We start from the raw sequence: 16010 nt of genomic DNA on the forward strand, positions 1-16010 counted from the left end.
CCACCGCAAAAAATACCCCGATGCCTGGTGGCGACGCGTGGCATCTTATCAGGCCTACCCGCGTGCGGACGTAGGGCTGCCATCAGGCGGTTCATCCGGCCATTACGCAGTACGCGCAACCGCATCACGCGAGGCGGCGTCACGTTCGTCGCCGGTGAGTTCGGTTAGCTGTCCGTTACGCATTTCAAGCAGACGATCGGCGTGAATAAAATAGTGATCATCATGGCTGATGGCGAAAATGGTTTTGCCCATTTCCTGCATTAACGGCAACAGTACCTGATAAAACTCCCGGCGGAAATGCGGGTCCTGATCGGCGGCCCACTCATCCAGCAAAATAATATCGCGCTCTTCCGCCAGCGCCAGCAGCAGCGCAATGCGCTTTTTTTGCCCTTTCGACAGTTTAAGATTCAAAATGCGCCCGTCGTTTAGCTCCAGCTTGTGCGTCATTTTCAGGTGCTCAAGCCACTTTTCGACCAGAGCGGGATTGGCGGGTTTCCCCTGCGGCCCCAGCAGGCGGTCGAATAACCACACATCGGTGAACACCGCAGAAAACAGTTTGCGATAATCTTCCGGCTGCCCGGCGGCAATAGGTTGACCATCAAGTAAAATCGTTCCCGATTGCGGCTGGTATAATCCGGTCAATAACATGGCCAGCGTCGATTTCCCGCTACCGTTGCCGCCAATTAAAAACAGCAGTTCGCCGCGGTGAATCGTCAGGTTGATGGGCCCCACGGAAAACGCGTTATCCTGATAGTGGAAAACCACGTTGCGCAGCTCCAGCGTCTTCCAGTCGGGAAAGGCTTTCGGCTGCGGAAAATCAGGCTTATACGGGGCGAGCGCGAATTTATTCAGTTTATTAAACGCCACCTGGGCGGTCAGTAGCGTTGGCAACGCCCCCACCGCAGACAGCAGCGGCGTGCGCAGGAACAGCAACGTCAGTGAATAAGTCGCCGCGACGTTGGTATCCGCCCAGCCGAGACTATTCGCCATCCAGAAGACCAGGCCTATCGCCCCCAGCATCATGATATTCGACCAGTTGACGGCGCTCAGGTGAAAAGTATCGGCACGGATAATGTGATGACGGTACTCTTTGGCGTCCGGGATATAGCATTGCTGAAAAATCTGCTCCGCACGCTCGCGGTTTAGCGTCAGCTCTTTGCGTCCTTCCAACACCGTCTGATAGTCGTTGTACAGCTTATCTTCGGTCTCGCGCAGGGTCGCCATATGCTGGTAAACCCGCGCCACCAGCACAAATCCGCCCCAGATAGTGACCGCCATCCAGATAGCCGTAACCAGCAGCATTTTTGTCGATAGCATCGCCAGATACGCCGCCGAGCCGACGGTGAGGATAATGCCCTGCACCAGCTCAGGCAGACGCACAAAGGCGATAGTAATATTGCGAATATCGCTGGTCAGACCGGCCAGTAAAGAGGCGCTGCCCAGTTGCTCAATGCGTTCAACGTGCGTATCCAGAATGCGCTTGATAAATTCGCTGCGCAGGCGGTAAACGAAATGGTGTCCCAGAGTGGTGAGCGCCAGTTGGGAACCTAATGTGACGACCATTAGCAACAGGAGCAGGCCGAGAAATTCCGGCAGCACCATGACGTTGGTGTCCACCGTTTCAATCAGGCGCTGATTGATAAACGCGATCAGGCCAATCCCCAGCGCCGCGCTGGCGAGGCTCAGCGCCATCACGCTAATAAATGGCCAGCGGTACTGCCGCCAGACAAGAATAAGAAGTTCCATGCTTACAACCCGGACCGATAATAACAGCCCGCAGTTTAACTAACTCCACCTGCACAGCAATAATAATTCTTATTTTTATTCTTTTTCAGCTGCCTGACGGAAGGTGAGATTGTAACGAAATTCACCGGTCATGGGATGAAAGCCCGCTTTAAGCGGCTGGATACCATGATAAAACAGCCGGGACTCGCCGCCCCAGACCACGATATCGCCATGCTCCAGTAAGATCCGCTGGATCGGGTCGCTGCGACGCAGGCCGCCAAACTGAAAAACCGCCGGCACCCCCAACGAAACTGAGATAATAGGCGCGCGCAGATCCGGCTCGTCTTTATCCTGATGCAGCGACAGTTTTGCGCCGGGCGCGTAGCGATTGATCAGGCAGGCGTCCGGTTGGAAGCTCGCATACCCTGCCGCGATTGCCGCCTGACGACATACGCTGGCAAACGATAACGGCAGCGCAGGCCAGGGTTTATCGGTCAACGGATCGCGCACGGCATAACAATAACCGTGACGATCGGTGGTCCACCCTAACGCGCCGCAGTTGGTCATCGCCACCGACATGGTGTAGCCGCCCGGCGTCACCATCTGACGAAACGGTGACTGACTGGCGACAAACCCGATATCGTCTAATAGCGACTGCGCCGCGCGAAACGCAAAGCGGCGCAACACCACCGCGCCAGGCGCCAGGGACTCTTGCCAGGGCGCTTCATCAGCAAACAGATCCAGCATTGCTACTCCTCTTTTTGTGCTTCTCGCTTTAATAGCTGCGCTTTTCGACGCACGCCCCAACGATAACCGGAGAGCGCGCCATCGCGACGCACGACCCGATGACACGGGATCACCATCGCCAGTTTATTCGCGCCGCACGCGCTGGCGACCGCGCGTACTGCCGTGGGTTTGCCGATAGTCGCGGCAAGCTGTTGATAGCTTACGGTTTCGCCGCAGGGAATCGCGCATAACGCCTGCCAGACCTGCTGTTGAAACGCGGTTCCCTGGATATCCAGCGGCAACGAGAGCAGCACATCGCGTGTGTTGATAGCCGCGACAACCTGCCGCACCCGTTGCTGAAAAAGCGCGTCAGCAGGTTCGTGGCGGGCCGCCGGGAACAGGGTGTGTAATTCAGCCAGTAGCGCGTCGTCGCTATCACCGGGGAGAATCGCGCAAATCCCCCGCTCGCTCTCCGCCACCAGGCACCGTCCGTAAACCCAGTCCGTCAGCGCATAGCGAACGGAGACATTATCGCCGCCTTTGCGAAACTGTTTTGCCGTCATGCCCAGCGTCTGGTCGGCATGACGGTAGTAGCTACTGCTATCCGGGAAGCCGGCGCGGTAAATAGCCGACGTGATCTGCTCTCCTTTCGCCAACGCCTCACGCAGCCGCTGGGCGCGCCACGCCTGCTGCCACCCTTTCGGCGTCATACCGGTGCTCGCTTTAAACAAACGGTGCAGATGAAACGGACTCATCGCCACCGCCTGCGCCAGAGACGCCAGCGTTACCGGCGTCTCCTGCTCAAGTAAACGGCAGGCGCAGGCAATCTTATCCAACCGCCGTTGCTGCGCGCGCGCATTATCCGGCTGACAGCGCTTGCAGGGGCGAAAACCGGCGTCCAGCGCCTGCTGCGCGTTGGCAAAAAAGCGAACATTTTTACGTAACGCCCGCTTCGAGCGACATGAAGGACGGCAAAAAACGCCGGTGGTTCGCACCGCAAAAACGAAACGCCCATCCGCGCTGGCATCGCGCGCCTGCACCCGCAGCCAGCATTCATCATCGGTAAGTAACGCTTTTTTCATCATAGACTCCTTCATTAAGCATAGTGCTTGCTTACATGCAGTGTGTCCGTAAATCCGCCCACAAAAACCCGTAATCTTGCGTTTTAATTCTTATCGCTCACCATGAACGTTTTGAACTGCGGCGACATCCAGGTTTTAAAGCCTTCACCTTCTTTCATGATCATAAAGACCGCCAGCCCTTCCCGCCGCACGACCTCTTGCGCCTTTTGCGTACCGAGCACCATCAGGCCGGTGTCCCAGCCGTCCGCTTCCAGCGCCGTTGGCGCGATGACCGTAACCGATACCAGGTTGTGTTCAATGGGGCGCCCCGTTTGCGGATCGATAACGTGCGAGATACGCTTGCCATCCAGCTCATAATAGTTACGGTAGCTGCCGGAGGTGCTGATGCCATGCCCGTTGATATCCACAATCGCCTGCACCGCGTTTTCCCGGTCGGTCGGCTTCTGAATCGCGACGCGCCACGGCTGCCCCTGCGCATTCATCCCGCGGCTGCTTAATGCGCCCCCCACCGAGACCAGATAACGCGCAATGCCCTCCTGCTCCATCAGTCGCGCCAGATGATCCGCCGCATAGCCCTCCCCGACCGTGGAGAGATCAACATAAAGATCCGGCAGATCTTTTTGCAAAAACTGATGTCCAGCCCTGTCGATAACCTGCAAATGTTGCAGGCCTGTTTTCGCTTTTGCCGCATCGATTTGTGCTGGTGTTGGGATATGCATCGGCTGCCGATCCGGCCCAAACCCCCACAGATTGACCAGCGGGCCCACGGTGATATCCATCGCGCCGTCCGTCTTCGCGCCAATACGTAGCGCCGAGGTCACGATATCCGCCATGGCTTCGCTGACCGGCCAGGGCGCAAGGCTGCGTGAATGGTTAAAACGCATCAGCGCGGAGTCATTTTTATAGGTAGAAAGCAACCAATCATCAGCATCAAGCTGAGTCTGGATTTTAGTCTGTAACTCTGCGGCGCGTTTCGCATCGATACCAACCACGCTCACCCGCCAGAGGGTCCCCATCGTTTTACCTTCCAGCACCTGAGCGGCAGGTGACGCTGTTGTCGTTTCGGGAGCCTCATCGCAGCCCATAAGTAGAAAAGCCGCCGCCAGACACACGGCCCGGCAAAAAGTCATTTTCATCGCTGTTTATCCTCATTCGAATGGACGCAAGCGTATATCAAAACGTCGTATTTGTACGCCGGAATAAGGCATGAAAAAAGGGCCCGCAGGCCCTTTAGCAACATCTTTTGCTGATTAGAACTGGTAAACCAGACCCAGCGCTACGATGTCGTCGGTGTTGATGCCCGCATCGCGGGTAAAGTCGTTTTTATCCAGCAGGTTGATTTTGTAATCAACATAGGTGGACATGTTTTTGTTGAAGTAGTAAGTCGCGCCGACATCAACGTATTTTACGATGTCCTGGTCGCCATAGCTGGCGCCGTAACCGTTGCTGATGTCCTTACCTTTAGACTGCAGGTAAGCCACAGACGGACGCAGACCAAAGTCGAACTGGTACTGAGCAACCACTTCAAAGTTCTGCGCTTTGTTGGCAAAACCGTAAGAGGTGGACGGGTTGCTGCCGTTAGAGGTACCAAAACGGGTTGCGTTATAGGTCTGAGAATACTGCGCTGCCAGATAGATGTTGTTCGCATCGTATTTCAGGCCGCCGGTGTAAACCGTGGCGCGATCGCCGTTACCATACAGGCGAGCGTTAGCGGTGTTATTCTGATCGGCAGTACGTTTAGACGTGGTGATAGCGCCACCGACAGAGAAGCCTTCGCCGATTGCATAGGTCAGCGATCCGCCGTAACCGTCGCCGTTCTGGTTCAGCAGGCTGCGACCGTTAGTGTTTTCACCGCTCACGCTGCCGTTTTTGCCCTGATACTGCAACGCGAAGTCCAGACCATCCACCAGGCCGAAGAAGTCGGTGTTACGGTAGGTGGCATAGCCATTACCACGCTGCTGCATAAAGTTGTCAGCGCCGTAGGTGTCGCCGCCGAACTCCGGCAGAACGTCGGTCCAGGAGGTCACGTCATAGGTTACGCCGTAGTTACGACCATAATCGAAGGAACCTGCGTCAGCGAATTTCAGACCCGCAAACGCCACACGCGTCCAGGAGTCGTTGCTGCCTTCAGTCTGGTTGCCCTGAATCTGATATTCCCACTGGCCATAACCGGTCAGTTGATCGTTAACCTGCGTTTCGCCTTTGAAGCCGATACGCATGTAGGTCTGGTCGCCGTCGCTGCCTTTGTCGTCAGAGAAGTAGTGCAGGCCATCAACTTTACCAAACAGGTCTAATTTGTTGCCGTCTTTATTATAAATTTCAGCCGCATTCGCTGCGCCCGCCACCAGCAGAGCTGGTACCAGGAGGGACAGTACTTTAACTTTCATGTTATTAACCCTCTGTTATATGCCTTTATTGCTTTTTTATGCCACTGCTTACTGGTTAACCCTCATTAACCAGTCGGCAAGTCCATTCTCCGCAAAAATACAGAATAATCCAACACGAATATGATACTAAAACTTTTAATATGTTACAGTTATCTACATAGATGTTTCAAAATATGAATTTTACAGAACTTTTTTAAAGCAAAAATCAAGTAAAAATAAGCACAAATAGACAAAATATATTCACGAAACTTTTAAAATCAACGGGTTAAATTGATGAAATTCATAGCACTGAATGATAAAACAGAATCTTCATTCGCAACTAAAATAGTGACCGCTATCATCATTAACTTTATTTATTACCGTCATTCATTTCTGAATGTCTGTTTACCCCTATTTCAACCGGATGCTTCGCATTCGGTTTTTTTTACCCTTTTTCAGACACACCCGGCTGATTTATGCTACCTGCCTAAAACTATCACGGTTATTCACTACCCTCCCCTGCTCGACCGTTCGTAAGACATTAGCAAATAATTTCTTGATATTTAGTGCTAAACATTTATAAGTAGTCTTTATATTTGTACCGTTCTGCGAAGGTTGTACGCTTTTCCCGTCCCGCCGACGGAGCGCGTGTTAAGTTGCCCGGCATGACGTAAGAGTCTGGAAATTCATTCATTACCCTTTATACTGCCCTTCACCTTCAGCGTTGCTTTTACAGGTCGTAAACATAAATGAGTCAGTCTGACACAACGGTCTCTACCCGATTCTCCCTTCTACCGGGAAGCATTACCCGTTTCTTCTTATTGCTGATCATTGTGCTGCTGGTAACGATGGGCGTTATGGTACAGAGCGCCGTCAACGCCTGGTTGAAAGACAAAAGCTATCAAATTGTCGATATCACCCACGCTATTCATAAACGCGTGGATACCTGGCGGTATGTTACCTGGCAAATTTATGACAACATCGCCGCGACCACTACGCCATCGACAGGTGAAGGACTTCAGGAAACGCGTCTGAAGCAGGATGTGTATTATCTTGAAAAGCCGCGACGTAAAACTGAAGCGCTGATTTTCGGTTCCCATGACAGCGCCACGCTGGAAATGACGCAGCGTATGTCAACTTATCTGGATACGCTGTGGGGCGCGGAAAACGTGCCGTGGTCAATGTATTACCTCAACGGACAGGATAACAGCCTGATTCTTATCTCTACTCTACCGTTGAAAGATCTCTCTTCCGGCTTTAAAGAGTCCACTATTGGCAATATCGTCGATTCCCGCCGGGCAGAGATGTTGCAGCAGGCGAATGCGCTGGATGAGCGCGAAAGTTTCTCCTCATTGCGAAAACTGGCCTGGCAAAACGGTCACTATTTTACGCTGCGCACGACCTTCAATCAGCCAGGACATCTGGCAACCGTGGTGGCGTTTGATCTGCCCATTAATGATTTAATCCCGCCGGGAATGCCGCTGGACAGTTTTCGGATAGAGCCTGACGCAACCCAGGCGACGGGGCGAAGCAGTGAAAAGGAAGCGCCTGATAGCGTCACGATTAGCTTTAACGGTTCAAAAATTGAGATCTCCTCAGCGCTTAACTCTACCGGAATGCGCCTGATCTGGCAGGTACCGTTCGGTACGCTTTTGCTTGATACGTTGCAAAATATTTTGCTGCCTTTACTGCTGAACATCGGGCTGCTGGCGTTGGCGTTATTTGGCTACGCCACGTTCCGTCATCAGCCGGGACGGTCGACGGAATCGACATCCGGCAACGCGGCGAATAATGAGCTCCGCGTCTTACGCGCCATTAATGAAGAGATCGTTTCTCTGCTGCCGCTGGGTCTGCTGGTCTACGATCAGGAAGGCAACCGCACCGTGATCAGCAATAAAATCGCCGATCATCTGTTGCCGCATCTTAACCTGCAAAATATTACCAGCATGGCGGAACAGCATCAGGGCGTGATTCAGGCGACAATTAATAACGAACTGTATGAGATCCGTCTGTTTCGCAGCCAGATCGCTCCCCGCACGCAGATCTTTATTATTCGCGATCAGGACCGGGAGGTGCTGGTGAATAAGAAGCTTAAACAGGCTCAGCGTTTGTATGAGAAGAATCAGCAGGGCCGCGCCGCCTTTATGCAAAATATCAGCAACACGCTTAAAGAGCCCGTACGCCAACTGGCGGTTAACGCCGCGGCAGTCACCACGCCGGAAAGCCTGAAACTGGCGGATCAGGCGGATGTATTGGTACGTATGATCGATGAAATCCAACTGGCGAATATGCTGGAAAATGACGCATGGAAGAGCGAAGCAACGCTGTTCTCCCTGCAGGATCTTATTGACGAAGTCGTGCCGGAAGTGCTGCCCGCCATTAAGCGTAAAGGGCTGCAACTGCTGATTAATAACCATCTTAGCGGCAACGATGAACGCTGGGGCGATCGCGACGCCCTGCGCCGGGTTTTGCTGCTGTTGATTCAGTATGCCGTCACAACGACTGCTATGGGTAAAATTACGCTTGAAGTCGAGCAGGATGAATCTATCGCGGAGCGTCTGACTTTCCGTATTCTGGATACGGGCGAAGGCGTAACGTTAAACGAGATTGATAATCTGCATTTCCCGTATATGAATGAAACGCAGGGCGATCGTTACGGCAAAGCGAATCCGCTCACCTTCTGGCTGTGCAATCAACTGGCGCGCAAACTGGGCGGTCATCTCAACATTAAAGCGCGAGAAACGCTGGGCACGCGCTATACCGTTCATGTCAAAATGCTTCCTCACGATCAGCATACTCAGGTCGAAGAGCGCCTGCTGGACGACGTGAGCGTGATGGTCGATGTGACGTCCAACGAGGTTCGCGCGATTGTGCTGCGTCAGTTAGAAAACTGGGGCGCCACCTGCATCACGCCGGATGAAAGGCAGATAAGTCAAGAATATGATCTCTTTTTAACGGATAATCCGTCTAATCTTACTGCCTCGGGCTTGCTTTTAAGCGATGATGAGTCAGGCGTGCGGAAAATTGGCCCGGGTCAGTTGCGCGTCAACTTTAATATGAGCAATGCTATGCAGGAAGCTGTACTACAACTTATCGAAGAGCAGCTGGCGCAGGAAGAGATTCCCGCCTCCCCGCTCGGCGGAGATGAAAATGCCGAGCTTCATGCCAGCGGCTATTATGCGCTATTTGTAGACACAGTACCGGATGATGTTAAGAGGTTGTATACTGAGGCGGCAACCAGCGATTTCGCTGCGCTGGCCCAAACGGCCCACCGCCTGAAAGGGGTGTTTGCCATGCTTAATCTGGTACCCGGCAAGCAGTTATGTGAAACGCTGGAACATCTGATTCGTGAGAAAGATGCTCCAGGTATAGAAAAATATATCAGCGACATTGACGCCTACGTCAAAAGCTTGCTGTAGCAAGGTAGCCCAATACATGAACAATATGAACGTAATTATTGCCGATGACCACCCGATTGTACTGTTCGGTATTCGCAAATCACTTGAACAAATCGAGTGGGTGAATGTTGTCGGCGAATTTGAAGATTCCACAGCATTGATCAACAACCTGCCGAAATTAGATGCGCATGTGTTGATCACTGACCTCTCCATGCCGGGAGATAAATACGGCGATGGGATCACCTTGATCAAGTACATCAAGCGTCATTTTCCGAGCCTGTCTATTATCGTTCTGACCATGAACAACAACCCGGCGATCCTGAGCGCCGTGTTGGATCTTGATATTGAAGGGATCGTACTCAAACAGGGTGCGCCAACCGATCTGCCTAAGGCGCTGGCCGCGCTGCAAAAAGGCAAAAAATTCACCCCAGAAAGCGTTTCTCGTCTGCTGGAGAAAATCAGCGCAGGCGGTTACGGCGATAAGCGTCTGTCGCCAAAAGAGAGCGAAGTATTACGCCTGTTCGCCGAGGGCTTCCTGGTCACCGAAATCGCCAAGAAGCTCAACCGCAGCATTAAGACCATCAGCAGCCAGAAGAAATCGGCGATGATGAAACTGGGCGTAGAGAATGATATCGCGCTGCTCAACTATCTCTCTTCCGTCACCCTGAGTCCGACAGACAAAGAATAAATCGCTTTACGTTACCCAGCCTGATGGCGCTACGCTTATCAGGCCTACCAGTCGACTCATCTTTTGCAGGCCGGACAGGCGACGCCGCCATCCGGCATTTTTTATGCCCGCGTTTTACGTACCCGCTCGGCATACACCGCCAGCGTCTGTTTCAACACATCCAGCGTCACAGGCTTCGACAAACAGCTGTCCATACCGGACTCCAGGCAACGTTGTTTCTCTTCCGCCAGCGCGTTCGCCGTCACGCCGACGACCGGCAGCGTCAGCCCAAGCTGACGGATACGCTGCGTCAGGCGATAGCCGTCCATGTTCGGCATGTTCACATCGCTCAGAACAATATCGATAGCATTTTTACTCAGCACATTCAGAGCGTCCACGCCATCATTGGCTGTCTTACACTGATACCCCAGCGATCCCAGTTGATCGGCCAGCAAGCGGCGATTGATCGGATGATCGTCAACGACCAGAATCATCATGTCGTCATTTGAATCTGCGGTTTTATCCGTCGTCGGCAATGCGCTGGAAAGCGCTTCACTATCCAGCTCAATACTATAGATACGCGCCAACAGCGCGGGCAACTCATGCACCGACGCCACACTATGCACCCACTCGCCCGGCGCTCTTTCCAACGGAATCCCGATATGACGGCGGCAAAAGACGACCGCCGCCCTCCCCTGCCAGGTATGCTCCAGCGCGTCATCGACAATCAAAATATCGTCCGCGGCGGGTTCTTGCCCTTCATAACGCTGCGTATGAACGCCGCTACGCGCCAGACTGGTCTCAATCAACTGGCACAAAGAAGTATTGCGCACCGCCAGCCAACAGCAGGTTCCGGCGAGTCCTTCCACGCTCTTTTTCACAGGGTATTGCGCGCCATAAAGCGGGATGCGCAGCGTAAACTGGCTTCCCATGCCCGGCTCCGAATCGACGGAAATATCGCCGTCCATCATGCTGATCAATTTTTCGCAAATCGCCAGCCCCAGACCGGTCCCCTGAAAGTTACGCTGTACGCCGGTTCCCACCTGGAAGAAGGGATCGAACAGGCGAACCACCTCTTTTGCCGGAATACCGACGCCGGTATCCCGCACGCGAATGCTGAGATAATCTCCATCACAGCGCACATGCAGCACGATGCAGCCAATATCGGTAAACTTAATGGCGTTGCTCAACAGGTTTGAAATGACCTGCTGTAAACGCATCGGGTCGCCGTTCAGCGATACCGGCACGTCAGGCTCAATAAAACAATACAGGCCGAGCTGCTTACGCACCACCAGCGGCAGATAATTGGCGGTGATATGATTCATCACCTCTCGCGGTGAAAATTCGCGCGGCTCAATCTTTAGCTGTTCCGACTCAATTTTCGAGAAGTCGAGAATGTCGCTGATAATTTTCAGCAACAGGCTGGAGGAGTTATTCATCGCCGTGACCAGCCGATCCACGCCTTTTGGCAACTCTTTGGTTTGCAGCAGATCGAGATTGCCGATGATACCGTACAGCGGTGTGCGCAATTCATGGCTGACCGTCGCAAGGAACATGGATTTAGACTGGCTTGCCTGTTCTGCCGCCTGCGCCATCTCCTGCAGCGACTCTTCCATTTTGACGCGCGTACTCACATCTACCAACACGCAAATCGCGACGTTTTCATTACGATAGCGGGAATGGACGAAGCTAATTTGCAAATTGGTATTATTACTGGTCAATACATCAACGAAGTTGACCTGCTGGCCGCAAATAATTTGCGTCAGGCGCTGTCTGTCTTCATGCGTGAGCATGTTCAGGTAGGTGTGCGCCAGTTCGTTACTCAGAATATTGACACCATCGATAGTGCGCAGAATACAGATCCCCACCGGCGCGGAGGCGACGATTTTACGGTTGAACTGTTCATGCTCTTCCAGACGCTGGGCATCGCTCTCCGCCGGAATGAAAATTCGCCGCTCATACATCCGCGCAAGCGTAAACAGCCCTGCACCCACCAGCACGTTCAGCAGGATAGCGTTCAGGATAAGAATACGAATACGCTCCAGGACTAAATCTACAGGCACAGAATAGACAATACTGAGCGAGGATGGCGGCAGGCTTTTTTTGAGTACCAGTTCGCGAAAACCTGGCGTATAACCAAACCAGGAACGCTCCTGCATCCAGCGCGGCTCCGCTTTAATAATGCCGTCAGGACCGGTCAACGAAATCAGCGAATGGCCGTTCTCATCAATAATGGTGACGCCCATCGGCAAACTGCCCGGCGTGAAAAAATTTTCCATGCGGATGGACTGCTCGACGCCCAGCAACGCTTGCAGACGGTTGGCCAGATACACCGGCGTCAGCGCATAAAAGTAGCCCACGCCCTGACGCGCGCCCTGGCTTATCCAGAAAAGGTTATTCCCACTTTCTTCCTGCGGCGCGTTGCGGTATTTCATAATCCGCTCATGTAACGCTTTTAACGCATCATCGCGCTCCACGGGCATTTCACGCAGGCCGAAATTCGCCATACAGAGGTTATCGCTGCCAATCAGGAAAACGCGGTTAAGATCATACGCCGCTGAAAAGTTGTCGCGCCAGTAACGCATAAACCAGGCCAGCGACTCCAGCGAACCGCGCCAGGCGGAGCCCATCGCCGCACAGTCTGAGTCGGCGAATAGCGGTTCAAAGTCCGGCACCACCATTTTGTCATCACGCGCACGCGACGACATGACGCCGTTTTCCGCCGTTAAACGGTTCTCGGCGATATATTTGAGTTCTTTCATCACGTCCGACGTGCGCTGGATAAAACGCTGCGCCTGATCGGAGCTAAGGTTGAACTCCTGACGAATTTCAGATTCCCGCTGGTGCAGGGCATTGACGATGTAAAACACCGAAACAAAGGCGATTAAGAGCCAAATGAGTAACGCTAACGCTCTGAATAAGTAGCGCGAGACTTTCAGCGTAGTTCGAAAGGAAGCAAGGTATTTCAAAGGGGCGAAGCTCCGCCTCAGGATGTAAATAGAGTGTGACTAAGGTAGCGGTAAATGACGTAGCCCGCAACGGCAAAGAAAAAGGGCCGGATATCCGGCCCTCGCACAGCAATAACATTACTCGTCAGCGTCATCCGCAACGTCGTCATCGTTTTCCGCTTCCGGGGCGATATCCTCATCCCCTTCCGCCACGCTGCCGTCGATAGCGTCGAGTTCTTCGTCATCTACCAGTTCAGCAACGCGTTGCAGACCCACCACGTTTTCGTCTTCCGCCGTGCGGATAAGGATAACGCCCTGGGTATTACGTCCCACTACGCTGATCTCAGACACTCGGGTACGCACCAGAGTACCGGCATCCGTGATCATCATGATCTGGTCGCAATCGTCTACCTGTACCGCACCGACAACGGAACCGTTGCGCTCGGTCACTTTGATAGAGATAACGCCCTGCGTCGCACGAGACTTGGTCGGGTACTCGTCCGCTGCGGTACGCTTCCCGTAGCCGTTTTGCGTTACGGTCAGAATAGCGCCTTCGCCGCGTGGGATGATCAGAGAAACTACTTTATCGTCTCCCGCCAGCTTAATACCGCGCACACCGGTCGCGGTACGCCCCATCGCACGGACGGCGTCTTCTTTGAAACGCACCACTTTACCCGCGGCCGAGAACAGCATGACTTCGTCAGAACCAGAAGTCAGGTCAACGCCAATCAGCTCGTCGCCGTCGTTGAGGTTCACCGCGATAATACCGGCGGAACGCGGACGGCTGAATTCGGTCAGCGCCGTTTTCTTCACGGTACCGCTGGCGGTCGCCATAAAGACGTTGACGCCCTCTTCGTATTCACGAACCGGCAGAATCGCGGTGATACGTTCGTTGGCTTCCAGCGGCAGCAGGTTAACGATCGGACGACCGCGCGCGCCACGGCTGGCTTCCGGCAACTGATAGACCTTCATCCAGTACAGACGGCCCCGGCTGGAGAAGCAGAGGATGGTGTCATGGGTGTTGGCCACCAGCAGACGGTCGATAAAGTCTTCTTCTTTAATACGCGCGGCAGATTTACCTTTCCCACCACGACGTTGCGCTTCGTAATCTGTCAGCGGTTGATATTTGACGTAACCCTGGTGAGACAGCGTCACGACAACATCTTCCTGGCTAATCAGATCTTCGATATTAATATCGGCGCTGTTGGCGGTGATTTCGGTACGACGCTCATCGCCGAACTGATCGCGAATTAACTCCATCTCTTCGCGAATCACTTCCATCAGGCGATCGGCGCTGCCCAGAATGTGCAGCAGTTCAGCAATCTGCTCCAGCAACTCTTTGTATTCGTCGAGCAGTTTTTCATGCTCCAGGCCGGTCAGTTTCTGCAAACGCAGATCCAGAATCGCCTGCGCCTGCTGTTCAGTCAGGTAGTACTGACCGTCACGCACGCCAAATTCTGGCTCCAGCCATTCCGGACGCGCGGCGTCGTCACCGGCGCGCTCCAGCATCGCAGCAACGTTGCCCAGATCCCACGGACGCGAAATCAGCGCCGCTTTCGCTTCCGCCGGCGTTGGCGCACGGCGAATCAGTTCGATAATCGGATCGATGTTGGCCAGCGCAATCGCCAGAGCTTCAAGGATATGCGCGCGGTCACGGGCTTTACGCAGTTCAAAAATAGTCCGACGCGTCACCACTTCACGGCGGTGGCGCACGAACGCTGAAATAATATCTTTCAGGTTCATGATCTTCGGCTGGCCATGATGCAGCGCCACCATGTTAATACCGAAGGAAACCTGTAGCTGGGTCTGGGAGTAGAGATTATTAAGCACCACCTCACCCACCGCATCGCGTTTCACTTCAATCACGATGCGCATCCCGTCTTTATCGGATTCGTCACGCAGCGCGCTGATGCCTTCCACGCGTTTATCTTTCACCAGCTCGGCGATTTTCTCGATCAGGCGCGCTTTGTTCACCTGATAGGGAATTTCATGGACGATGATGGTTTCACGGCCCGTTTTCGCGTCAGCTTCAACTTCCGCGCGGGCGCGAATGTACACTTTGCCACGACCGGTACGGTAGGCTTCTTCGATACCACGACGACCGTTGATGATCGCGGCGGTCGGGAAGTCCGGCCCCGGAATATGTTCCATCAGCCCTTCAATGCTGATGTCTTCGTTGTCGATATACGCCAGGCAGCCGTTAATCACTTCCGTCAGGTTGTGCGGCGGGATATTCGTCGCCATACCTACTGCGATACCGGAAGAACCGTTCACCAGCAGATTCGGAATTTTGGTCGGCATGACGTCCGGAATTTTTTCCGTACCGTCATAGTTATCCACGAAATCCACCGTCTCTTTTTCGAGATCGGCCATCAGTTCGTGGGCGATTTTCGCCAGACGGATCTCCGTATAACGCATTGCCGCCGCGGAGTCGCCGTCAATAGAACCGAAGTTACCCTGACCATCCACCAGCATGTAACGCAGCGAGAATGGCTGCGCCATACGAACGATGGTGTCATACACTGCGGAATCGCCGTGGGGATGGTATTTACCGATTACGTCACCAACGACACGGGCAGATTTTTTATAGGCTTTGTTCCAGTCATTGCCCAATACGTTCATGGCGTAAAGTACGCGACGGTGTACCGGCTTCAGGCCATCTCGGACATCCGGCAGCGCACGGCCAACAATGACCGACATCGCATAATCCAGATAGGAGCTCTTCAGCTCTTCCTCAATGTTGACCGGTGTAATTTCTCTCGCAAGGTCGCTCATCTAACCGCTATCCCTCTACTGTATCCCGGATTCAAAGGTCGCAAATTATAACACATTCGCCCACGTACTGGTAAACGGAATGCAGCCAGACAATGCTTTATTCGGGTGCCGCATGCTCTCTTCATTTATAAGCGTGGTCTCGGCGTTTATCGGCGATCGGCTTCAGAGGCGACACAGAGGAGATCTGGGCCTGGCCAGGAAGAGGCTGGAAAATCAATACCTCCCGTGTATACCCGTCATACTTCAAGTTTCATGTGCGTTGGCGGCAAGTTACTCGGCCCATCCCTGGGCCTCGCCCCGTCGGGGTTAGCGCAAGCGCTGTT

9 protein-coding genes are annotated in these 16010 nt (G+C 53.6%); 2 read left to right on the forward strand and 7 right to left on the reverse strand.

Features of this window, described 5'->3' with window-relative positions:
* Positions 1 to 102: 102 nt before the first annotated feature.
* The 5 genes from N7E69_RS00690 to N7E69_RS00710 all read right to left on the reverse strand — a co-directional run bounded on the left by N7E69_RS00690 (position 103) and on the right by N7E69_RS00710 (position 5920).
* Complete coding sequence (locus N7E69_RS00690) at positions 103 to 1746, reverse strand: multidrug ABC transporter permease/ATP-binding protein (RefSeq protein WP_000421574.1); 1644 nt, start codon at positions 1744 to 1746, stop codon at positions 103 to 105.
* Positions 1747 to 1821: 75 nt separating this feature from the next.
* Positions 1822 to 2472 carry a DNA oxidative demethylase AlkB gene (gene alkB, locus N7E69_RS00695; RefSeq protein WP_000885000.1) on the reverse strand — a complete coding sequence of 217 codons (651 nt, stop codon included), beginning with the start codon at positions 2470 to 2472 and terminating at the stop codon, positions 1822 to 1824.
* 2 nt (positions 2473 to 2474) lie between these two features.
* Complete coding sequence (ada, locus tag N7E69_RS00700; RefSeq protein ID WP_000975965.1) at positions 2475 to 3536, reverse strand: bifunctional DNA-binding transcriptional regulator/O6-methylguanine-DNA methyltransferase Ada; 1062 nt, start codon at positions 3534 to 3536, stop codon at positions 2475 to 2477.
* Positions 3537 to 3616: 80 nt separating this feature from the next.
* The gene (apbE, locus tag N7E69_RS00705; RefSeq protein WP_000784308.1) at positions 3617 to 4669 is read right to left on the reverse strand and encodes an FAD:protein FMN transferase ApbE; all 1053 of its coding nucleotides are present in this window, start codon (positions 4667 to 4669) and stop codon (positions 3617 to 3619) included.
* A 114-nt stretch (positions 4670 to 4783) separates the two neighbouring features.
* Positions 4784 to 5920: a porin OmpC gene (locus N7E69_RS00710; RefSeq protein WP_000865526.1), complete on the reverse strand. Its 1137-nt coding sequence runs from the start codon at positions 5918 to 5920 to the stop codon at positions 4784 to 4786.
* 728 nt (positions 5921 to 6648) lie between these two features.
* On the opposite strand from N7E69_RS00710, the gene rcsD reads away from it, so the two are divergent.
* A complete protein-coding gene (gene rcsD / locus N7E69_RS00715; protein WP_000083202.1) occupies positions 6649 to 9318 on the forward strand; it encodes a phosphotransferase RcsD in 2670 nt (889 codons plus the stop codon).
* Between the two features lie 16 nt (positions 9319 to 9334).
* Positions 9335 to 9985 (forward strand): response regulator transcription factor RcsB, encoded by a 651-nt coding sequence (rcsB, locus tag N7E69_RS00720; RefSeq protein ID WP_001061919.1) that lies wholly within the window; start codon positions 9335 to 9337, stop codon positions 9983 to 9985.
* 101 nt (positions 9986 to 10086) lie between these two features.
* Here the strand turns inward: rcsB and rcsC are convergent, their stop codons facing one another.
* Both rcsC and gyrA read right to left on the reverse strand, forming a co-directional pair.
* Positions 10087 to 12933, reverse strand: a complete 2847-nt coding sequence (gene rcsC / locus N7E69_RS00725; protein WP_000876077.1) for a two-component system sensor histidine kinase RcsC — start codon at positions 12931 to 12933, stop codon at positions 10087 to 10089.
* A gap of 117 nt (positions 12934 to 13050) precedes the next feature.
* Complete coding sequence (gene gyrA / locus N7E69_RS00730) at positions 13051 to 15687, reverse strand: DNA topoisomerase (ATP-hydrolyzing) subunit A (protein WP_108610926.1); 2637 nt, start codon at positions 15685 to 15687, stop codon at positions 13051 to 13053.
* Positions 15688 to 16010 lie beyond the last annotated feature (323 nt).

The sequence above is a fragment of the Salmonella sp. 3C genome (assembly GCF_025426275.1).
Lineage (GTDB): Bacteria > Pseudomonadota > Gammaproteobacteria > Enterobacterales > Enterobacteriaceae > Salmonella > Salmonella enterica.